This window comes from Novosphingobium sp. TH158 (assembly GCF_002855555.1).
Taxonomy (GTDB): Bacteria; Pseudomonadota; Alphaproteobacteria; order Sphingomonadales; family Sphingomonadaceae; genus Novosphingobium.
Genome location: NZ_PKRT01000001.1, coordinates 745,120 through 763,711, shown reverse-complemented (window position 1 = coordinate 763,711; position 18,592 = coordinate 745,120). Strand labels below are relative to the sequence as shown.

Annotated in this window: 22 protein-coding genes, 1 tRNA gene and 1 other RNA gene; 12 read left to right on the top strand and 12 right to left on the bottom strand. The window is 64.3% G+C overall.

Features of this window, described 5'->3' with window-relative positions; translation table 11 throughout:
• Positions 1 to 69: 69 nt before the first annotated feature.
• Both C0V78_RS03805 and C0V78_RS03800 read right to left on the bottom strand, forming a co-directional pair.
• Positions 70 to 243: a Flp family type IVb pilin gene (locus C0V78_RS03805; protein ID WP_101796502.1), complete on the bottom strand. Its 174-nt coding sequence runs from the start codon at positions 241 to 243 to the stop codon at positions 70 to 72.
• Between the two features lie 107 nt (positions 244 to 350).
• Positions 351 to 521 carry a Flp family type IVb pilin gene (locus tag C0V78_RS03800; protein WP_101798181.1) on the bottom strand — a complete coding sequence of 57 codons (171 nt, stop codon included), beginning with the start codon at positions 519 to 521 and terminating at the stop codon, positions 351 to 353.
• 97 nt (positions 522 to 618) lie between these two features.
• Here C0V78_RS03800 and C0V78_RS03795 point away from each other — a divergent pair, with 97 nt between their 5' ends.
• The 9 genes from C0V78_RS03795 to mmsB all read left to right on the top strand — a co-directional run bounded on the left by C0V78_RS03795 (position 619) and on the right by mmsB (position 8,612).
• Positions 619 to 1,038, top strand: coding sequence for a (deoxy)nucleoside triphosphate pyrophosphohydrolase (locus C0V78_RS03795; protein ID WP_305778332.1), 420 nt, complete (start codon positions 619 to 621; stop codon positions 1,036 to 1,038).
• Positions 1,039 to 1,083: 45 nt separating this feature from the next.
• Positions 1,084 to 1,160, top strand: a tRNA-Arg gene (locus tag C0V78_RS03790).
• Positions 1,161 to 1,210: 50 nt separating this feature from the next.
• Complete coding sequence (locus C0V78_RS03785; RefSeq protein WP_101796500.1) at positions 1,211 to 2,194, top strand: bile acid:sodium symporter family protein; 984 nt, start codon at positions 1,211 to 1,213, stop codon at positions 2,192 to 2,194.
• 81 nt (positions 2,195 to 2,275) lie between these two features.
• Positions 2,276 to 3,256 (top strand): nitronate monooxygenase family protein, encoded by a 981-nt coding sequence (locus C0V78_RS03780; protein ID WP_101796499.1) that lies wholly within the window; start codon positions 2,276 to 2,278, stop codon positions 3,254 to 3,256.
• A gap of 87 nt (positions 3,257 to 3,343) precedes the next feature.
• A complete protein-coding gene (locus C0V78_RS03775) occupies positions 3,344 to 4,765 on the top strand; it encodes an aldehyde dehydrogenase family protein (RefSeq protein WP_101796498.1) in 1,422 nt (473 codons plus the stop codon).
• Between the two features lie 8 nt (positions 4,766 to 4,773).
• Positions 4,774 to 5,916: an acyl-CoA dehydrogenase family protein gene (locus C0V78_RS03770; RefSeq protein WP_101796497.1), complete on the top strand. Its 1,143-nt coding sequence runs from the start codon at positions 4,774 to 4,776 to the stop codon at positions 5,914 to 5,916.
• Positions 5,913 to 6,959, top strand: a complete 1,047-nt coding sequence (locus C0V78_RS03765; protein WP_101796496.1) for an enoyl-CoA hydratase/isomerase family protein — start codon at positions 5,913 to 5,915, stop codon at positions 6,957 to 6,959. Before C0V78_RS03770 ends, C0V78_RS03765 begins: the two co-directional genes overlap by 4 nt.
• Positions 6,956 to 7,738 carry an enoyl-CoA hydratase-related protein gene (locus tag C0V78_RS03760; protein ID WP_101796495.1) on the top strand — a complete coding sequence of 261 codons (783 nt, stop codon included), beginning with the start codon at positions 6,956 to 6,958 and terminating at the stop codon, positions 7,736 to 7,738. Before C0V78_RS03765 ends, C0V78_RS03760 begins: the two co-directional genes overlap by 4 nt.
• A gap of 4 nt (positions 7,739 to 7,742) precedes the next feature.
• Positions 7,743 to 8,612: a 3-hydroxyisobutyrate dehydrogenase gene (gene mmsB, locus C0V78_RS03755; RefSeq protein WP_101796494.1), complete on the top strand. Its 870-nt coding sequence runs from the start codon at positions 7,743 to 7,745 to the stop codon at positions 8,610 to 8,612.
• Here the strand turns inward: mmsB and C0V78_RS03750 are convergent.
• From C0V78_RS03750 to C0V78_RS03735, 4 genes are read right to left on the bottom strand one after another with little or no spacing between them, the layout of a single operon-like run.
• Positions 8,609 to 9,127, bottom strand: a complete 519-nt coding sequence (locus tag C0V78_RS03750) for an NUDIX hydrolase (RefSeq protein ID WP_101796493.1) — start codon at positions 9,125 to 9,127, stop codon at positions 8,609 to 8,611. The genes mmsB and C0V78_RS03750 overlap by 4 nt on opposite strands.
• The gene (locus tag C0V78_RS03745; RefSeq protein ID WP_101796492.1) at positions 9,127 to 9,810 is read right to left on the bottom strand and encodes a TPM domain-containing protein; all 684 of its coding nucleotides are present in this window, start codon (positions 9,808 to 9,810) and stop codon (positions 9,127 to 9,129) included. The genes C0V78_RS03750 and C0V78_RS03745 overlap by 1 nt, the downstream gene beginning before the upstream one ends.
• Positions 9,811 to 9,819: 9 nt before the next feature.
• A complete protein-coding gene (locus C0V78_RS03740; RefSeq protein WP_371514416.1) occupies positions 9,820 to 10,662 on the bottom strand; it encodes a YgcG family protein in 843 nt (280 codons plus the stop codon).
• Between the two features lie 10 nt (positions 10,663 to 10,672).
• Positions 10,673 to 11,290 carry a LemA family protein gene (locus C0V78_RS03735; RefSeq protein WP_101798180.1) on the bottom strand — a complete coding sequence of 206 codons (618 nt, stop codon included), beginning with the start codon at positions 11,288 to 11,290 and terminating at the stop codon, positions 10,673 to 10,675.
• 183 nt (positions 11,291 to 11,473) lie between these two features.
• Here C0V78_RS03735 and mscL point away from each other — a divergent pair, with 183 nt between their 5' ends.
• Positions 11,474 to 11,881: a large conductance mechanosensitive channel protein MscL gene (gene mscL, locus C0V78_RS03730; protein ID WP_101796490.1), complete on the top strand. Its 408-nt coding sequence runs from the start codon at positions 11,474 to 11,476 to the stop codon at positions 11,879 to 11,881.
• Positions 11,882 to 11,928: 47 nt separating this feature from the next.
• Positions 11,929 to 12,312, top strand: a transfer-messenger RNA (tmRNA) gene (gene ssrA / locus C0V78_RS03725).
• Positions 12,313 to 12,320: 8 nt separating this feature from the next.
• On the opposite strand, the gene C0V78_RS03720 is transcribed toward ssrA, so the two are convergent.
• The 4 genes from C0V78_RS03720 to C0V78_RS03705 form a co-directional block, all read right to left on the bottom strand.
• On the bottom strand, positions 12,321 to 12,569 hold the full coding sequence (locus C0V78_RS03720; RefSeq protein WP_101796489.1) for a hypothetical protein: 249 nt from the start codon (positions 12,567 to 12,569) through the stop codon (positions 12,321 to 12,323).
• A 115-nt stretch (positions 12,570 to 12,684) separates the two neighbouring features.
• Positions 12,685 to 13,935, bottom strand: coding sequence for an N-succinylarginine dihydrolase (locus C0V78_RS03715; protein ID WP_101796488.1), 1,251 nt, complete (start codon positions 13,933 to 13,935; stop codon positions 12,685 to 12,687).
• A 4-nt stretch (positions 13,936 to 13,939) separates the two neighbouring features.
• Complete coding sequence (locus C0V78_RS03710) at positions 13,940 to 14,971, bottom strand: arginine N-succinyltransferase (RefSeq protein ID WP_101796487.1); 1,032 nt, start codon at positions 14,969 to 14,971, stop codon at positions 13,940 to 13,942.
• Positions 14,968 to 16,179 (bottom strand): hydrolase, encoded by a 1,212-nt coding sequence (locus tag C0V78_RS03705; RefSeq protein ID WP_101796486.1) that lies wholly within the window; start codon positions 16,177 to 16,179, stop codon positions 14,968 to 14,970. The genes C0V78_RS03710 and C0V78_RS03705 overlap by 4 nt, the downstream gene beginning before the upstream one ends.
• 126 nt (positions 16,180 to 16,305) lie before the next feature.
• Here C0V78_RS03705 and C0V78_RS03700 point away from each other — a divergent pair, with 126 nt between their 5' ends.
• Positions 16,306 to 16,776: a hypothetical protein gene (locus tag C0V78_RS03700; protein ID WP_101796485.1), complete on the top strand. Its 471-nt coding sequence runs from the start codon at positions 16,306 to 16,308 to the stop codon at positions 16,774 to 16,776.
• Here the strand turns inward: C0V78_RS03700 and rsmA are convergent, their stop codons facing one another.
• Together rsmA and pdxA are read right to left on the bottom strand one after the other, a co-directional pair.
• Entirely contained in the window at positions 16,777 to 17,586 is an 810-nt protein-coding gene (gene rsmA, locus C0V78_RS03695; RefSeq protein ID WP_101796484.1) for a 16S rRNA (adenine(1518)-N(6)/adenine(1519)-N(6))-dimethyltransferase RsmA, read from the bottom strand.
• Entirely contained in the window at positions 17,583 to 18,584 is a 1,002-nt protein-coding gene (gene pdxA, locus C0V78_RS03690) for a 4-hydroxythreonine-4-phosphate dehydrogenase PdxA (protein WP_101796483.1), read from the bottom strand. Before pdxA ends, rsmA begins: the two co-directional genes overlap by 4 nt.
• Between the last annotated feature and the right edge of the window lie 8 nt (positions 18,585 to 18,592).

Sequence of the window (18,592 nt, the reverse complement as noted above, 5' to 3'; positions counted from 1 at the left end):
GGCGGGGGCAACGAAAAAGGGCGGCTGGTTTCCCAGCCGCCCCTGATCTTTTAGCCGTTCGACGCGCTATTAGGCGTTGGTCGAGCTCATGGCCGAAGAGGTCTTCGAGAAGGTCTTGTTGAGCTCGGTGCCCAGACCGCCGATGGTCGACATGATGGCAACGGCGATGAGAGCGGCGATCAGGCCGTATTCGATCGCGGTGGCGCCAGCTTCGTCGCGGAACAGCTTGTTGATGAACTTCATGGTTGGTCTCCAAATTGCAGTCTGTTTTACCCGGCTCGTCCCGTCCCACCGGTAGAGCACAATCGTCTAAGTAGAAGGCAGGTATTGAAAATTCGTTAATCGGAAGGTCAACGCAGGCCAGTCTCGACCTTGTGCCACATCTTCTCGACTTCACCGGCAAAGCCATCCATTCCCAGGACTGCAGCCATGCAGATCAGGCCGACGAGCAGGCCGTATTCAACGGCAGTTGCCCCCCGGGCGTCATGCATGATCCTGGTAAAGATGGACTTGCCTTGCATTTCTGTATTGCCATCCATTTAGTCGATGGGGCCTTTTTCCGATCACGAAGTTAAGATTGGGTTAGCGGAGCACGCAGTTTTGGAAACTTCTCCGACAGTGGTTCAGGTGGTTGCGCTGGCGCTGGCTGGTCCGGATGGCCGAATCCTCATGCATCGCCGCTCGTTAAAGAGAGTACACGGCGGTCTATGGGAATTTCCGGGCGGCAAGGTGGAAGCCGGCGAATCGCCGGAAACCGCGCTGGTCCGCGAAATCGCCGAAGAGATCGGCATTACGATCGCAGCCGGGGAACTGCATAAGGCCGGCTATGCCGATTCTTCGCATGTTGCGCCCGGAGAAGGCGGCGGGGTTGCAATAACTCTTTACACTTGCGCCCAGTGGCAAGGCGATCCGCAATGCCTGGAAGGCGAGGAAATCGGCTGGTTCGGGCCTGAAGGGCTGGAAAAACTGGCAATGCCGCCGCTCGATTACCCCTTGGCGGCGCAGTTGTGCGATTACCTGGCAAGAATGGCAAAATAGGGCATTGCCAAGCCGGATAACCGCTCCTATTAGCGCCATTCCAACGCGCCCGTAGCTCAGCTGGATAGAGCATCAGACTACGAATCTGAGGGTCGGACGTTCGAATCGTTCCGGGCGCGCCATTATACAAACGGCCATCCGCAAGGGTGGCCGTTCGTGTAAGGGGCTCAGCATGACCGGCCTGCTTTCGAGAATGAAGATCGACGGCTTCCTGCTTGCGATCGGCCTGGCTGTTGCCCTGGCATTTGCCTTCCCGACAATCGGTGCATCGGACGGCCAGCTTCGTGCCGGGCTGCTGACGGACCTGGGCGTTGCGCTCGTCTTCTTCCTCCATGGTGCCGCCGTTGCCCCTTCGGCCATGCGCGCTGCTGCGGCCAACTGGCGCCTGCACATCCTGGTCCAGGCGAGCATCTATGTGCTGTTCCCGCTCATCGGCCTGGCCGTCTGGCACGGTGCCCCGCAGGCGCTGGGCCCGGAGCTGCGGCTGGGGTTCTTCTTCCTCTGCGCCATTTCCTCGACGATATCCTCGTCCGTGGCGATGACGGCGCTCGCCCGGGGGAATGTGCCCGCCGCCATCTTCAACGCCACCCTCTCGGGCCTGCTGGGCATGGTGCTGACGCCCCTGCTGCTGGCACTGGTGATGACCAGGGCGCCCGGCATTGCCCCGCTGACCTCGCAGATCGGCGGCATCCTGTTGAAGCTGCTGCTGCCCTTCGTGATTGGCCAGCTTTCCCGGCCGCTGATCGCCGCGCTGCTCGATCGCCACAAGCCGCTGGTCGGCAAGGCGGACCGGGCGGTGATCGTGCTGATTGTCTATGTCGCGTTCTGCGACGCGGCCCTTGCCGGCATGTGGACAGCCGGGCAGGCGCTGGCGCTGCTGGTGGTGGCGATCATGTGCTCGGCCCTGCTGGCGCTGGTGCTTGTGCTTACCACCCTTGCATCGCGGGCCATGAAGCTTTCCACCGAAGACGAGATTGCGGCGGTGTTCTGCGGATCGAAAAAGAGCCTCGCCAACGGTGCGCCGATTGCCAAGGTGGTGTTCGGGGCCAACCCCGCGCTCAGCCTGATCCTCGTGCCGCTGCTGCTTTATCACCAGATCCAGCTTGTGGTCTGCGCCGTTCTGGCGCGGCGATATTGCGCACGCAGCCAAGGTTAAATCCGGCAGGGCGATTGGATTTGCCGCCAACCCGTCCTATCGGCACCGGGAACATTGCTCATTTGAGGGAAGGGCCAGCCAATGCCGTTCAAGACGCGCGTCACCGAAATGCTCGGTATCGAACATCCCATCGTCCAGGGCGGCATGATGCATGTCGGCTATGCCGAACTGGCGAGCGCGGTTTCCAACGCGGGCGGCCTCGGCATCATCACCGCGCTGACCCAGCCCAGCGCCGATGCTCTGCGTGACGAGATCGAGCGTTGCCGGTCGATGACGTCCAAGCCCTTTGGCGTGAACATCACCGTCCTGCCTTCGATTACCCCGCCGGACTACAAGTCCTATGCCCAGGCGGTGATCGATTCCGGGGTCAAGATCGTCGAGACCGCCGGCACTGCGGAAGTGCGTGAGCTGTGGGCGATGATGAAGCCGCACGGCATCACCATCCTGCACAAGTGCACCGCCGTGCGCCACGCGCTCTCGGCCGAACGCAATGGCTGCGACATCATCTCGATCGACGGCTTCGAATGCGCCGGCCACCCGGGCGAGGATGACATTCCCGGCCTGATCCTGATTCCCGCCGCTGCCGACAAGGTGAAGATCCCCATGCTCGCCTCGGGCGGCATCGGCGATGGCCGCGGGCTTGTCGCCGCCCTCGCTCTGGGTGCGGATGGCATCAACATGGGTACCCGCTTCTGCGCCACGCAGGAGGCGCCGATCCATCCCAACATCAAGCAGAAGTACGTCGAGAACGACGAACGCGGCACGAACCTGATCTTCCGTTCGCTGCACAACACGGCCCGCGTGGGCAAGAACGGGGTTTCGGACGAAGTGGTGCAGCGCCTCAAGAAGCCTGACGCGAAGTTCGAGGACGTTCGCGAACTGGTGGCGGGCAGGAAGGGGGCGGAAATGCTCAAGTCCGGCGATACCGAAGGCGGCATTTTCTGGGCCGGCATGATCCAGGCCCTGATCCATGACATCCCCACCTGCCAGGAACTGATCGATCGCATCATCGGCGATGCCGAGGCGATCGTGAAGAGCCGGCTGAGCGGAATGCTCGTCTGATTCACTTGAAACCGCGCCTCCGGGCGTTTAATCGACCAATTAACAAGCCCGCGCCCAGCGCGTACCAATACCCTCGAGGAAACGACAATGGCTCTCGCCCCGACCCTGAACGATACCCCCGAAGCCCGCGAAGTCGCCGAGCTGATCGCGCGCAGCCGCGCGGCGCAGGCGCAGATCGAAAACGCCACCCAGGAACAGGTGGACCGCTGGATTCGCGGCATGGTCTGGGCTGTTGCCAAGGAATCAACCGCCGAAATGATCGCCCAGCACACGGTCGATGAATCGCAGCTTGGCAACTACGACGGCAAGTACCTCAAGATCTTCCGCAAGACCCGCGCCGCCCTGATGGACATCATCAACGACAAGTCGGTTGGCGTGATCGAGGAAGACAAGGAGCGCTGCATCGTCAAGATCGCCAAGCCGGTCGGCGTGATCGGCGCGCTTTCGCCTTCGACCAACCCCGAGGCGACCCCGGTGATCAAGTCGATCTGCGCGGTGAAGGGGCGCAACTCCATCATCATCGCGCCGCACCCGCGCGCCAAGATCACCAACGCCATCATCTGCAACCTGATGCGCGATGCCCTGGTCAAGATGGGCGCCCCGGCCGATCTGGTGATCCCGATCGAAACCCCTTCGGTCGAAAAGACCAACGAACTGATGCGCCAGTGCGATCGCGTGCTTGCCACCGGTGGTGGGCCGATGGTTCATGCCGCCTATTCCAGCGGCACCCCGGCGCTCGGCGTCGGCGTGGGCAATGCTGTCATCACGGTCGACGATACGGCGGACCTTGACGAAGCGGCCGAGAAGATCCGCATCTCCAAGACGCTGGACCTTGCCGCCTCGTGCTCTTCGGACAACAGCGTGATCCTGTTCGATTCGATCTACGATGCCATGCTCGAAAAGCTGAAGCATCAGGGTGGCTATGTCGTCGAAGGCGAAGAGAAGGTGAAGCTGCAGAACACCATCTGGGTGAACGGCGCGCTGAATGCCAACATCGTTGCCCAGCCGGCGGAAAAGATCGCGGGCATGGCCGGTTTCGGCCTGCCCGAAGGCAAGACCTTCCTGATCGTTCCCGAAACCGGGACCGGGCCGGACTATCCGTTCTCGGGCGAAAAGCTCTCGGTCACCATGACGCTCTACCGCGCCAAGGACATCGACGAGGCCATCGCCCTGACCAACGCCATCCAGGCCTACCAGGGCCGCGGCCATTCTTGCGGCATCTACTCGTACAATGACGAGAACATCATGAAGCTGGCGACGCAGACCTTCACCAGCCGCGTGATGGTCAACCAGCCGCAGGCGCCCTCGAACTCGGGCAACCTGTGGAACGGCATGCCGCAGACCTTCAGCCTCGGCTGCGGATCGTGGGGCGGCAATGCCACCAACAACAACATTTCCTGGCGCGATCTCGTCAACCTGACCTGGGTGTCGCGCAACCTGCCGCAGCCCAAGGTGATCCCGAGCGACGAAGAGCTGTTCGGCAAGGACATCATCGAGCTGATCGGGTGATCTGAACCATGACCGGACAATTCTCCCTTACCGAAGACCAGCTCGCCATCCAGGACATGGCGCGCAAGTTCACCGCTGACCGGATCACGCCCTTCGCCGCCAAGTGGGACGAAGAGCACCACTATCCGGTGGACGTGTGGAAGGCTGCCGGCGAGCTTGGCTTCGGCGCGATCTACGTTTCCGAGGAAATGGGCGGCATCGGCCTTGGCCGGCTTGAGGCGGCGCTGATCATGGAGGCCATGTCCTATGGCTGTCCGGCGACCAGCGCCTACATCTCGATCCACAACATGGCGGCGTGGATGCTCGATACCTTCGCCAGCGACGACCTGAAGGCGCGTTACCTGCCGCAGATGGTCTCGATGGAGAAGATCGCGAGCTACTGCCTGACCGAGCCGGGTTCCGGTTCGGACGCGGCCGCGCTGAAGACGACGGCGCGGCTCGAAGGTGACCATTACGTGCTGAACGGCACCAAGCAGTTCATCTCCGGCGGCGGCTTCAACGATTACTATCTCGTCATGGTCCGCACGGGGGCGGAAGGTCCGAAGGGCATTTCCTGCGTGGTGGTGGAAAAGGACATGCCGGGCCTGTCGTTCGGTGTGCCGGAACGGAAGCTGGGCTGGAACGCCTCGCCGACCGCGCAGGTGATCTTCGATAACGTCAAGGTGCCGGTGCAGAACCGCGTCGGCAATGAAGGCGATGGCTTCAAGTTCGCCATGGCCGGGCTCGACGGCGGGCGCATCAACATCGGCGCCTGCTCGCTGGGCGGTGCGCAGCGCTGCCTCGACGAGGCGGTGCAGTACGTCAAGGACCGCAGCCAGTTCGGCCAGCCGATTGCTGCCTTCCAGAACACGCAGTTCCAGCTTGCGGACATGGCGACCGATCTCGAAGCGGCCCGCGCGCTGCTCTATCTCGCCGCCGCAAAGGTGACCGAGGGCGCGCCCGACAAGAGCCGCTTCTCCGCCATGGCCAAAAAGCTCGCTTCCGACAGCGGCAGCGAGATCGTCGACAAGGCGCTGCAGATGTTCGGCGGCTATGGCTACCTGCGGGACTATCCGATCGAGCGCTTCTGGCGCGACCTGCGCGTCCACCGCATCCTTGAAGGTACCAACGAGGTTATGCGGATGATCATCGGCAGGGACCTGCTCAAGTGAGCACCGAGGAACTGATCGTCCGCCGCGAAGGTGTGGCGGGGTTCCTCACGCTCAACCGGCCCAAGGCGATCCATGCGCTGACCCAGGCGATGGACCATGCGATGACCGAAGCGCTGCTTGCGTGGAAGGACGATCCGCAAGTCCAAGCCGTGATCCTCGATCACAGCGAGGGCAGGGGCTTCTGCTCGGGCGGGGATATCAACCTGCTGCGCAATTCGGCGTTGAACGACGGCGGCGTTTCGGGGCTGCAGTTCTTCTACGAGGAATACCAGCTCAACCACCTGCTGATGACCTACCCCAAGCCGGTGATCGCCTTCATGGACGGCATCACCATGGGCGGCGGCGTGGGTATTTCGCAGCCGGCGCGCTTTCGCGTGGCGACCGAGAACACCCGCTTTGCCATGCCGGAAACCGGCATCGGCCTGTTTCCGGATGTTGGCGGCGGCTGGCACCTTTCGCGCCTGCCGGGGCGGCTTGGCCAGTTCCTCGCCCTCACCGGAACCCGTCTCGACGGGGCGGAATGCCTGTGGACCGGTCTGGCGACCCACTACATTCCGGCGGAAATCCTGGCCGAGGCCAAGGCGCGCATCGTTGCGGGCCACGAGCCCGGGCAGGTGCTGGCCGCGCTTTCGGTGACGCCTCCTCCCGCCCGGATCGAGGCGCAGGCAGGGCAAATTGCCCGCCACTTCGATTCCGATCGCTATGAAGACATCCTCGCCAGTCTTGCCGGCGATGACAGCGAATGGGCGGCCAAGGAACTTGCCACCCTGCGCACCAAGTCGCCGCAGACCTGCAAGGTCGCCCTGCGCCAGCTGCATGACAGCCTGGCCTGCAAGGACTTTGCCGAGAACATGGCAATGGAATACCGCATCGCCAGCCGCGTGCTGACCCGCCCGGACTTTGCCGAAGGCGTGCGCGCGGTGATCGTCGACAAGACGAACGATGCAAAATGGAACCCGGCAACCCCCGAGGAAGTCAGCGACGAACTGATCGAATCGATCTTCGCCCCGCTGCCCCCCGAGAAGGAATGGAAACCCCTATGAGCTACGAAACGCTGATCGTTGAACAGCGCGGCGCGGTTACGCTGATCCAGCTGAACCGTCCGCAGGCGCTGAATGCCCTCAATTCGACGGTCATGAAGGACCTTGCCGCCGCCATGGCCGCTTTCGAAGCAGACGAAAGCCAGGGCTGCGTGGTGCTGACCGGTGCCGGCGAAAAGGCTTTCGCAGCAGGAGCCGACATTCCCGAGATGGCCAACAAGCCCGCCACCGATTTCTTCGCCGAGGCCTTCTTCGATGGCTGGCAGAAGGACATTGCCCACCGCGTGCGCAAGCCGTGGATCGCGGCAGTGCATGGCTTCGCGCTGGGCGGCGGTTGCGAGCTGGCGATGATGGCGGACATGATCATCGCATCGGAAAAGGCCCGCTTCGGCCAGCCGGAAATCAAGCTTGGCGTTGCCCCCGGCATGGGCGGCACCCAGCGTCTGACCCGCGCAGTGGGCAAGGCGAAGGCGATGGACCTGTGCCTTACCGGCCGTATGATGGACGCGGCAGAGGCCGAACAGTGCGGCCTGGTCGCGCGCGTGCTGCCGGTCGAAGGCTTTGTCGATGCCGTGGTTGCCATCGCCGCAGAAATCGCCGCGATGCCGCGCATGGCAGCGCTGCTGAACAAGGAAATGGTCAACGTCGCCTTCGAAACGACGCTGGAGCAGGGCCTGCTTTACGAACGCCGCACTTGGGGCATCCTCGCCGCGACCGAGGACAAGGCCGAGGGCATGAACGCCTTCGTCGAAAAGCGCCCGGCGGTCTGGAAGAACAGGTAGTTCCATGAAGATAGCCTTCATCGGCCTGGGGAACATGGGCGGCGGCATGGCCGCCAACCTCGTCAAGGCGGGCCATGAAGTGCGGGCCTTCGACCTTGCCGAAGCGGCGTTGGAGCTGGCGCGGCAGAACGGCTGCGCTACCTTTGCGACCGCGCGCGAGGCGTTGCAGGGCGTGGAAGCGGTCGTTTCGATGCTGCCCAACGGCAAGATCGTCGACAGCGTCTATCTTGCAGACGTGATCGGCGTCGCGCCGCAGTCGGCTGTACTCCTCGATTGCTCGACGATCGATGTCGCTACCGCGCGCAAGGTTGCCGAAGCGGCGGGGGCTGCCGGGTACGAGATGGTCGATGCGCCGGTGTCCGGCGGGATCGCTGCGGCCAATGCCGGCACCCTGACCTTCATGGTCGGTGGCAGCGAAGCAGGCTTTGCCCGCACCGAGCCGATCCTTGCCCGGATGGGCAAGGCGGTGATCCATGCCGGGGGCAGCGGGGCGGGGCAGGCGGCAAAGATCTGCAACAACATGGCGCTGGGCATTCACATGATCGGCACCTGCGAAGCCTTTGCCATGGCGCAGAAACTGGGCCTCGATCCGCAGAAGTTCTATGACATCATCTCGGTGTCTTCAGGCCAGTCGTGGTCGGTCACGAGCTATTGCCCGGTTCCCGGAGCAGGCCCGCAGAGCCCGGCCGACAACGATTACAAGCCGGGCTTCGCCGCCGCGCTGATGCTCAAGGACCTGACGCTGGCGATGGAAGCGGCGGAAACGGCCGGGGTCGATGCCGAGATGGGCAAGCGCGCGCGCGAACTTTATCAGGCCTGGGTCGATGCCGGCAACGGCGCGGTCGATTTCTCCGGGATCATCCGGACGCTTTAAGCGAGCAGTTGCGGCCCGGTGAGCAGCAGCAGCTTGCCATCGATCGCATCGCCCATTGCCCGGCGCTCCGCTATGAAGTCTGCCAGACCGGCAATTGGCACACGGTGCACGGTGATGTTCTCGCCATCGGTGCCGCCGCCTTCGCCCACCTTCTCAAGGTCGTGCGCGCGCACCAGCGTATAGCTCTCGCTCAGCATTCCGGGCGATGACCAGTATTCGCCCAGCACTTCCATGCGGGCCGCGCGATATCCGGTTTCCTCTTGGAGTTCGCGGGCGGCGGCGACAAGGTCATCCTCCCCGGCGACATCGTCGTGATCGCCGATCAGGCCGGCCGGAAGTTCGATGCAGGACCGGCCCAGCGGTACCCGGTATTGTTCGACCAGAATGGCATGGCCTTCGTCGTCAATGGCGACGATCACTGCCGCCCGGATCCCTCGCGAGCGGCTGACATATTCCCATTTGCCATCGACTTTCGCGGTTACGAAGCGGCCCTGCCAGACGATTTCCTCAGCCATTATACCTCGATCAGCCGGTCCGGCAGTTCATTCACATCGTTCGCATCGCGCGGGAAGTGCGCGGCCAGCACGGTGCCAACCTCGCGAACGGCGGCGATCATGCCGTCGGCCATGCGCCCCTGCCGCAGTTCCGCGATCATGGAGGCCATGGCATGGCCCCAGGTTTCAGGCGGAACCAGCGAGGCAATGGCCTCGTCCGCGACGATTTCCGCGCGATGCTCGGCCATGGACAAGTAGATAAGGATGCCCGTGCGGCCATGGGTCCGCCGCTCCGCTCCCACCTTGAAGCAGGTTATCGCCCGGTTGCGGACACGGGCGTTGCGCAACGGACGCGGCACCAGCCAAACGCGCAGCGGCTGCCACAGTAGGATCAGCCAGGAGCCTAGGAATTTCAGGCTGCCGAACAGGATGGCAAGCTCGAACAGCTGGCGCGGCGTCCATTCGACCTGCCAGTTGCCGAACAGCCAGTCCCACAGGCCAAGGTAGAAACCGGGGGCGATAGCCAGCGCGCTGAGTGCCAGTAGGGCGGCAATTGCAGACCAGACGAGCGCTACGTCATGGTAGCTGTCCGACCGTTCGGTAATGATGGTGACGATCTCGCCCGCGCTCGCGCTCTCCGCCTCGGCGACGGCCTGTGCGACGCGAAGACGGTCCTCCTGCGTCAGGTTCTGCTGTCTGGCCATGGTCGTCTCCTACCAGTCGCCCGAGGCGCCGCCGCCGCCGAAGCTGCCGCCACCGCCCGAAAAGCCACCGAAGCCACCGCCGCTGCCGCCGCCGAACGAGCCGCCGCCCCCGCCGGAACCGCCGCGGGCGAGCCCTTCGAGCACGCTCCACATGATGACATTGCCCAGCACGTCGCTGTCATAGCGCCTGCCGCGGCCACGCGAGCGCAGGATCAGCGGCAAGACGAAGAACAGCAGGATCATGCCGATGAAAAGCACGGCCGGGAATACCGAACCGCTGTTCGCGGCGGCCTTCGGCTTGGCGCTGGCGGCCACCTTCTGCGCCTCGTCAGGCGGCAGGGTGAGCTGCTGGATGATCGCGTCGGTCCCCGCCTCGATCCCGCCCGGCATGTCGCCCGCCTTGAAGCTGGGGACGATCTTCTGCTGGATGATGAGCGAGGAAAGCCCGTCGGTAAGATAGGGTTCAAGCCCATAGCCCACCTCGATGCGGACCTTGCGCTCCTTGGGCGCGACGATCAGCATCGCGCCGTCGTTGCGCTCCTTGTCGCCAAGGCCCCAGTGGCGGCCGAGCTGGTAGCCGTAGTCGGAGATCTCGTAGCCTTGCAGGTCCGGCAGGGTCACGACGACCAGCTGGCGTTGCGATTGCTTCTCCAGCCCTTCGAGCTTCTGCGTCAGCCGCGCTTCGACATCATCGGGGATGATGTTCGCCTGATCGACCACCCGCCCCGTGAGCTCCGGGAACGACTGCGCCCGGGCCGGCAGCGCTGAAAACAGCGCCGCCAGTGCGAGCAGCAGCATCGTACAGACTGTGAAGCTGCGGGTCTGGCGCAGGCGAGGGGCCTGCCCGGTCATGCTATCGCTCCTAGAGCTTGCCTTCGAGGCTGGGCGCAACTTCCGCGCCCGGCGTCGATGCCTGGTAGGGCACCATCGGCTTTGCGCCATAGAAGATCTTGGCCGCCATCGCATCGGGGAAGGTGCGGATCGTGGTGTTATAATCCTGCACCGCCGCATTGTAATCGCGGATGGTGATGCGGATGCGGTTTTCCTGCCCTTCAAGCTGGCTCTGGAGCATCTGGTAATTGGTGATGCTCTTCAGCTCGGGATAGGCCTCGACATTGGCGAGCAGGCGCCCGAACCCGGCAAGCGAACCGGAAAGCTGGTTCTGGGCATCCTGGAACTGCTTCATCTTCGCCGGATCGTTGAGGTCCTTGGCGTTAAGCTGGATGCTGGTGGCCTTGGCGCGCGCTTCGACCACGCCGGTCAGGATGCCCTTTTCCTGGTCCGCTGCGCCCTTGGCGACGGCGGCGAGGTTGGGAACAAGGTTGGCGCGTTCCTGGAAGGCAGCCTGGACATCGGCCCACTTGGCCTTGGCCTTTTCCTCCGCCGTGGGGACCGAATTGATGCCGCAGCCGGCAAGGCCGAGCGCGGCGGTGCCGACAACTGCGCCGCGAACAAGACGGCGGGTGAGCGATACGGCCATGAAATACATTCCCTTTCAAGGCGGCCGGGGCCGCGGATGGATCGAATGTAGCGATGTGCAGGGCGCGTTCAAGCGGCGAGATCGGCGAAACAACTTGTTACATCGTGCTTTCGTGGAGGTCTTGCCGGTGGAGAAACATGATGTAAGGTCGCGCCTAGGGATCATTGCGGGAAAGGGGACGCTATGCTGAACGAATTCAAGGCCTTCATCGCCCGGGGCAACGTGCTTGACCTGGCTGTTGGCGTGATCATCGGTGCGGCTTTCGGAAAGATCGTTTCCTCGCTGACCGACGATGTCATCATGCCCATCATCGGCGCCATCGTTGGCGATGTCGATTTCTCGAACAAGTATACCGTGCTCAGCGGCACGGTTCCCGAAGGCGCCACGCTTGCCGCAGCGAAGGCTGCCGGAGCCAATGTCGTTGCCTGGGGCAGCTTCATCACCGCCATCATCAACTTCCTCATCCTGGCTTTCGTGATCTTCCTGATCGTGCGCCAGGCCAACAAGGTGTTCCCGCCGGTGCCTGCAGCACCCGCCGGGCCGAGCGAAGTGGACCTGCTCACCGAAATTCGCGATGCGCTGAAAAAGTAGGCGCATCTCCCCTCCTGGGGACTTGGGGCGGAGGCTGGGGGGCCTCCGCCCTTTTCTTTTTGCGCGGGCCCCCTATATTGGCTTTCGCCGGGTTCGCCCGGCTATGGCGATAAATTGCGGTGTGCAATAGGCACAGCGGACCCGGGGGCGGTACCCGGCGGCTCCACCACCTTCCTCGGTCTCCGGGGAATATGACGGGGCCGAACTAGGATCGACGTGTGTTGAAAAGCACTGTTTTCGCCCGGGCTGAGTAACCCGTTAAAGGCTCAAAACTCACAAGTGCCAACGACAACGAAGCACTTGCTCTCGCTGCATAATTCTAGGGGCTAACGCCCTGAAGTTATAAAGCGACAGCACGGTTCGGACCGGACCGGGTAACAGAATCGGAAACCGGGGGCCCGGAGGGAGCCTAGCAACAGAATCCCTCCACTTCCCTTCCTCAGCTGAAAACCTGCGTCGTCTCGCGATCGCGTTCGCGCTGTTCGTACTTCAGGCAGTCGATAATCTTCGCGCCGGCCATGAAGACCGCGCCGTTGCAGGCCAGGAACAGCATCTTGCCGCCGTAACCGGGGAACTGGCTGAGGTAATGGACCCCGCGCGAGCACGCGCCAAGCGCCAGGGCATAGATGATGAGGAACGCCTCGACCCGGGTCTTGATCACGAACAGCCGGGTAATCTTTCGCAGCATCTGGGACCCTTCCTCGCCTGTGTTACACACAGCAACGATCATGCCATTCGCAGATTTCGGCGCAAGAGGGTGGTTAACCCGGGGTTAAATGTAAATCTTACCGACAGGGCAACATTCAGCCGAGCTGTTCTAGGTCCAGTGCGGCCAGCAGCCGCTGGCGCGCCGCGACAACCTGCGCCTCCAGTGCCTCTGAGCGAAGATCATCGGGCGCGATCATCTCAGGCCAGTCCGCGCGGATCACCTGCTCGATCCGGTCTGCCCTGGCCTCGTCGATCAGGAAGCGCGGATCGATCGTCGCCGGATCGGCAACCACCCGCAAGCGAAGGCAGGCAGGCCCCCCGCCGTTCGACATCGATTGCCGGACATCCACCGGCAGGACCCGCCGCACCGGGCCGTTGCTGGCGATCAGGCATGCAAGATAGGCACTGGTGGCCGCCTGTTCGGTGCATTCCTGCGGCACGACCAATCCCATTCCGCCTTCGGGCAGGCTGACCAGCTGGGCGTTGAACAGGTAGGACGAGACGGCATCGGCAAGGCTGACCTCGCTTGCCGGGACGACAATGATCTCTGCCTCGGGAAGGCTTTTGCGGATTGCGGCATAGGTCGCCTCGGGCTCGGCGAAAGCGAGTTCGTGGCAGAACAGCACGGTCTCGTTGGCGACAGCGACCACGTCGTTGTGGAAGGCGCCCGCGGCAATCGCATCGGGGTTCTGCTCGATGAACAGGGTGCGTGCCGGATCGAGCAGGTGCCCGCGCGCGATGGCGCGGCTCGCCTGTTCATGCTGCCGGGCCGGGAAGCGCCCGCCGGGGCGGCCATAGACAAAGATCTCGAGCCCCGGCGATCCATGCCCGGTGCACATCCGCATATGGTTCGCCGCGCCCTCGTCGCCAAAGCTGGACGGAACCGGCGGGTGAAGCGCAAAGTGTGCCGTGCTGGCGAAGGCGATCTGCAATTGCCGGAATGTATCGGGCCATTCGTGCGCCCGGTGCGGCATGGAAACCAGGTTGGCGGGCGTGAGATGGCAGCGGCCGTCTGCCGTATCGGGAGCGGGCGAAACAGTGGCCGCGTTGGCTGTCCACATCGAACTGGCCGACCAGGCCATGGCGGTGATCGCGGGATCGGTGTCCTTGTCGGCGTTGAGCGCACCGAGATAGGCGTTGTTCGGCCTTGGCAAAGGCAAGAGCACGCCTTGGGGCAAGCCCAGCGCCATGTTGTGCCGCATCTTTTCAAGCCCCTGCAGGGCCGCGGCGCGGGGATGGGAAACCTGCCCGGCATGGGCTGTGGCCGCCAGGTTGCCGAAGCTGAGGCCGGAGTAGTTGTGGCTCGGCCCGATCAGTCCGTCGAAATTGATTTCCACCAGCTCCATCGGCCTACCACCTCGCCACGTGGGTGACGCTGTCGCCCGGAGCCATGCCGAGCGCAGCGGCGCAGGCAGGATCGAGCGCGATCGTCTCGCCCTCGCGCTTGATCCAGCCATAGGCCGTGCGGAACTGGTCGAGCCTTCCCGCCGAAACGAGGCGCTTTTCGCCATCCTTGTGATCGCCGAGGCCGGCATCGAGCCGCCCGATGCGCGCATCCTCCGCCTCGCGGATTGAGCGGATCTGGTCGGTGCGCACGGTCATGGTCGGGCCGCCATCGAAAATGTCGATGTAGTTCTCCCAGGCAAAGCCTTCTTCCTCGAGCATGCGCATGGCGGCGCGGCCTGACGGGTGCGGCACGCCGATGACCGAGCGGGCGTGCTCGGACAGCATGGCGATATAGACCGGATGCTTGGGCATGAGATCGGCGATGAACTGGTTGCCGTGCTTGGCATTGAATTCATCCGCGTCCTGGAAGTTCATCCCGAAGAACCGGCCGGCAACGCCATCCCAGAACGGCGATCCGCCGGCCTCGTCGATCACCCCGCGCAGCTCTGCCAGCGTGCGGTCGGCGAAGCGGGCGCGATGCGTGCGCATGAACAGGTAGCGGCTGCGCGCGATCAGCATGCCAAGGCCGCCGGCGCGTTCACCGGGATGGAGGAACAGGCCGCCGACTTCGCTGGCGCCTTCAAGGTCGGTCGAGAGGTTGAGGATGTCCGCCCTGAAAGTGCGGCCCAGTTCCTCGCTGTGCTGCGTCAGCGCGCCGATGCGATAGGAATAGAACGGCCATTTCTGCCCGACGGCTGAGAAGATCTGGCAGGTGCCGCGTACCTCTCCGGTTTCGGTATTCTCCAGCACGAAGACGAACAGGTCGTCGCCCACATCGTCGTGGGTTCGGCCGAAGGCGGCTGCGGATCGTTCCAGCTTCGCAGCAAGCGCCTTGCGATCAGGCGGCAGGTTGGTGAAGCCGCCGCCCGTGCGCTTGGCCATCTCGTAAAGGTGCTGGAGATCATCGGCATTGGCTGCGCGGACAACGAAACTCATGCCAGGGCTCCATCGGCAAGGCGGGACAGGATAAGGGCGGAAAGGGCAGCCCGTTCGGCCAGGCTGGGGACGATCAGGTATTCGTCGGCGGAATGGATGGCGCCGCCGCGAACGCCCAGCGTATCGACCACGGGAACGCCGCAAGCCGCGATGTTGTTGCCATCGCAAACGCCGCCGGAAGACTGCCAGCGGATCGGCTGGCCAAGATCGGCACCGCACTGGCGGATGAGCTCGAACAGCCGCTGCGCCTTGTCGTCCATCGGCTTGGGTGGCCGGCCCATGCCGCCGTGGCTGTGGATGCGCACGCCGTGTTCCTGCTCGATCCGGCCAATGAGCATGACAAGGTGCCGCTCGAACTCGCCGGCGATCCTCTCGGTCTGGGGGCGGATGTTGAACCGCACGATGGCCAGATCGGGCACCACGTTGTTCGCACTGCCGCCCTCGATCCGGGCCGGATTGACGGCGAGGCCAGGCTTGCGCAGTTCGGCGAGCCCGATCACAAGCGCCGCTGCGGCAACGATGGCGTTCCGGCCCTGCTCGGGATTGCGGCCGGCGTGGGCAGCGCGGCCGTGGACCACCAGGCTGTAATTGCCGCTGCCCGCGCGCTCCCCGGCCAGGGTGCCGTCGGGCAGGGCAGCCGGTTCATAGGTCAGCGCTGCCTGCTTCCCGGCTGCCAGCGATGCGATCAACGGGGCGGAGGAGGGGCTTCCTGCTTCCTCGTCGGAGTTGAGCAGCACGTCATAACCCAGCCGTTCTGCGCCGGGGCTGGCTTCGAATGCTTTCAGCGCGGCCAGCATCACCGCAATGCCGCCCTTCATGTCCGCGACGCCCGGGCCGTTGAGGGTGGTTTCATCGAGCCAGCGCAGCGTCTGGAAGGCGTGATCGGCAGGGAACACCGTGTCCATGTGCCCGGTCAGCAGGATGCGCCGCTGTGCGTCAGGCCGGACGCTGAGCACGAGATGCTGGCCGAATTGCTGTTCGTAGCTACTCCCATCGGCGGCGACAGCTGTTACCTGCGAGTCTGCGACCCGTCGCACTTCGCCGGGCAGTTCGGCGAGGGCGGGTTCCAGTTCGGCTGCGATCCGGTCTAGTCCGGCAAGGTTGGTGGTGCCGCTGTTGATTGCGGCCCAACGTTCCACCCGTGCCAGCATCGGCGCGGCGTCTATCGCGGCTATCATGCGGGATTCGTGGGCGGCAATCTGTTGCATATGAAACCACCTTAGCCATTCAGCCGGTCCGGTTCAAATCCTGCGGAATTGTCTTGCGCACATTTACGTATTTGCAGGGGTGGCGGGCTAGACGTCTCCCCGGGTGAACAGAGGGGGCCTTCCGCCGTGAAGGACAGGATCGAACCGCGTCACAAGGTATTGATGCGCGGCCGGCTGCATGGCAGCGGCTTTGCGCGCGATGTCTGCGTGCTCGATGCTTCATCGCGCGGGCTGCTGCTGACCCTGGCCGTACCACCCGCGCGCGGCGAGATGATCGACATCATGGTCAATGGGCACACCCTGTTCGGGCAGGTGGAATGGTCCAACGGCCGCCGCATGGGGATGCGCTTTCGCGAGCGAATCGATGTTCTGGCCTTCATCGCCGGAGAGACCGGTCCGCTGGCACTCAGGCGGCAACCGGCGGGCAAGGCGAGCCACAGCCCGGCATTCGCCATCGACTGGAACCAGTTCATTGCCCGCAAGCCGCAGTTCGCCGGGGCCTTGGGCCTGATGGCGATTGCCGCCTTCTTCCTGGTGGATCTGATAACCGGAACGATTGGCTCGCTTGACCGGATATCGGACTTCCTTTCCCGCTGATCAGGAAAGTGCGCGGGCAATCGCGACGAATTCGTCGACAGACAGGGTCTCTGCGCGGCGCTGGGGATCGATCGCCAGCCTCTCCAGGGCCGCAAGCGCTCCGTTCACGCCCTTGAGGCTCTGCCGCAGCATCTTGCGGCGCTGGCCGAAGGCGGCCTCGGTGACGCGCTCAAGCATCCGCGGCGAAACGCCCGACGGCATCTCCGCCGGCTCGACATGGACGATGGCGGACATGACCTTGGGCGGCGGGGTGAAGGCGCTGCGATGCACCTTCATCGCGATACGCGCCCTGCTGCGCCATTGCGCCAGCACGGCCAGCCGACCGAAAGCATCGCCGCCCGGTTCGGCAACGACGCGCTGGGCAACTTCAAGCTGGAACATCAGCGTCAGCGAGGACCACTGCGGCGGCCAGTCCTCCCCCGACAGCCAGCCGACGAACAGCGCCGTCCCGACATTGTAGGGCAGGTTGGCGACGACGTGATAGGGCCCCTCGATGCCGTGCGAGACCTTGGTCGCGTCGCCCTCGATCACGCGCAATTGGCCCGGGAAAGCCTCTGCCAGTTCGGCAAGCGCGGGCAGGCAGCGCTTGTCCATCTCGATCGCGGTCACTCGCGCTCCGGCGCGCAGCAGGGCGCGGGTGAGGCCGCCCGGCCCGGGCCCGACTTCCAGCACCTGCTGGCCGGCCAGCTTGCCGGGAATGGCCGCGATCCGGTCAAGCAGCTGTTCGTCGAGCAGGAAGTTCTGCCCCAGCGCCTTCGATGCGCTGAGCCCGTGGCGGGCAATGACCTCTCGCAAGGGGGGAAGGGTCATGCCGCCGCCGCCCTTCGCGCCGCGATCTCTCCGGCCATGCGCAAGGCCGCGATCATCGCGCCGGGATCGGCAAGGCGCTTGCCGGCGATGGCGAATGCCGTGCCGTGATCGGGAGAGGTGCGAACAATCGGCAGGCCGAGCGTGACATTGACGCCTTCATCGAAATCGAGCGCCTTCAGGGGAACCAGTGCCTGATCGTGGTACATGCAGACGGCAAGGTCATAGGTTTGCCGCGCGCGCGGCGTGAACAGGGCGTCTGCGGGGTGAGGGCCGGTCACGGCCAGTCCCTCGGCTGCCAGTGCGGCGATGGCCGGTGCAATCACCCGGGCCTCTTCATCCCCCATGCGGCCATCTTCCCCGGCATGGGGATTAAGCGCGGCAATGGCGATGCGGGGCGCGGCAAGGCCGAAATCGCTCGACAGGGCACTGGCGGCAATCCGCACACGGTCTTCGATCAGTTCGCGGGTGATGGCGGCGGGCACCTGCTCAAGCGCGATGTGTACGGTAAGGGGGATCGTTCGCAGGCTTGGCCCGGCGAGCATCATGACGGCATTTTGCGGTTCAACGCCGCAGGCTGCGGCGACGAATTCGGTCTGGCCCGGATGATCGAAGCCGACAGCGGCAAGGCGCGCCTTGGCGATGGGGCCGGTGACGACCCCGCCAGCTTGGCCCGATCGGGCGAGCCCCGTCGCCATGGTGAGCGATTCCAGCGCGAGCCGGGCACCGTCCGGGTCAGGCTCGCCGGGGCGGTACTCGCCGTCTGACAGACCGAGAACCGGCAGCGCCTCGCCAAATACGGCTGGCGCTTCATCGGGCCGTGAAATCGGCTGGACTGGCAGTTCTATGCCGCGCAGGCTGGCCGCTCGATGAAGCAGTGATGCTCCGCCCGCGACGAAGAAGGGCGCAAGGCCGGCAGCGGCCCGGCGCGACCACGCTTCCGCGATCAGTTCCGGGCCGACACCCGCCGGATCGCCCAGCGATACGGCGAGCGGCTTCATCCGTGACC

Excerpts from the sequence above, each read along its gene's own strand:
- C0V78_RS03760 (WP_101796495.1), top strand. The coding sequence starts at position 6,956 with ATGAGCTACGAAACGCTGATCGTTGAACAGCGCGGCGCGGTTACGCTG.
- C0V78_RS03735 (WP_101798180.1), bottom strand. The coding sequence starts at position 11,290 with ATGGCCGTATCGCTCACCCGCCGTCTTGTTCGCGGCGCAGTTGTCGGC.
- C0V78_RS03785 (WP_101796500.1), top strand. The coding sequence starts at position 1,211 with ATGACCGGCCTGCTTTCGAGAATGAAGATCGACGGCTTCCTGCTTGCG.
- C0V78_RS03705 (WP_101796486.1), bottom strand. The coding sequence starts at position 16,179 with ATGCAACAGATTGCCGCCCACGAATCCCGCATGATAGCCGCGATAGAC.
- C0V78_RS03770 (WP_101796497.1), top strand. The coding sequence starts at position 4,774 with ATGACCGGACAATTCTCCCTTACCGAAGACCAGCTCGCCATCCAGGAC.
- C0V78_RS03710 (WP_101796487.1), bottom strand. The coding sequence starts at position 14,971 with ATGAGTTTCGTTGTCCGCGCAGCCAATGCCGATGATCTCCAGCACCTT.
- mmsB (WP_101796494.1), top strand. The coding sequence starts at position 7,743 with ATGAAGATAGCCTTCATCGGCCTGGGGAACATGGGCGGCGGCATGGCC.
- mscL (WP_101796490.1), top strand. The coding sequence starts at position 11,474 with ATGCTGAACGAATTCAAGGCCTTCATCGCCCGGGGCAACGTGCTTGAC.
- pdxA (WP_101796483.1), bottom strand. The coding sequence starts at position 18,584 with ATGAAGCCGCTCGCCGTATCGCTGGGCGATCCGGCGGGTGTCGGCCCG.
- C0V78_RS03800 (WP_101798181.1), bottom strand. The coding sequence starts at position 521 with ATGCAAGGCAAGTCCATCTTTACCAGGATCATGCATGACGCCCGGGGG.
- C0V78_RS03805 (WP_101796502.1), bottom strand. The coding sequence starts at position 243 with ATGAAGTTCATCAACAAGCTGTTCCGCGACGAAGCTGGCGCCACCGCG.
- C0V78_RS03740 (WP_371514416.1), bottom strand. The coding sequence starts at position 10,662 with ATGACCGGGCAGGCCCCTCGCCTGCGCCAGACCCGCAGCTTCACAGTC.
- C0V78_RS03750 (WP_101796493.1), bottom strand. The coding sequence starts at position 9,127 with ATGGCTGAGGAAATCGTCTGGCAGGGCCGCTTCGTAACCGCGAAAGTC.
- rsmA (WP_101796484.1), bottom strand. The coding sequence starts at position 17,586 with ATGACCCTTCCCCCCTTGCGAGAGGTCATTGCCCGCCACGGGCTCAGC.
- C0V78_RS03720 (WP_101796489.1), bottom strand. The coding sequence starts at position 12,569 with ATGCTGCGAAAGATTACCCGGCTGTTCGTGATCAAGACCCGGGTCGAG.
- C0V78_RS03780 (WP_101796499.1), top strand. The coding sequence starts at position 2,276 with ATGCCGTTCAAGACGCGCGTCACCGAAATGCTCGGTATCGAACATCCC.
- C0V78_RS03745 (WP_101796492.1), bottom strand. The coding sequence starts at position 9,810 with ATGGCCAGACAGCAGAACCTGACGCAGGAGGACCGTCTTCGCGTCGCA.
- C0V78_RS03715 (WP_101796488.1), bottom strand. The coding sequence starts at position 13,935 with ATGGAGCTGGTGGAAATCAATTTCGACGGACTGATCGGGCCGAGCCAC.
- C0V78_RS03775 (WP_101796498.1), top strand. The coding sequence starts at position 3,344 with ATGGCTCTCGCCCCGACCCTGAACGATACCCCCGAAGCCCGCGAAGTC.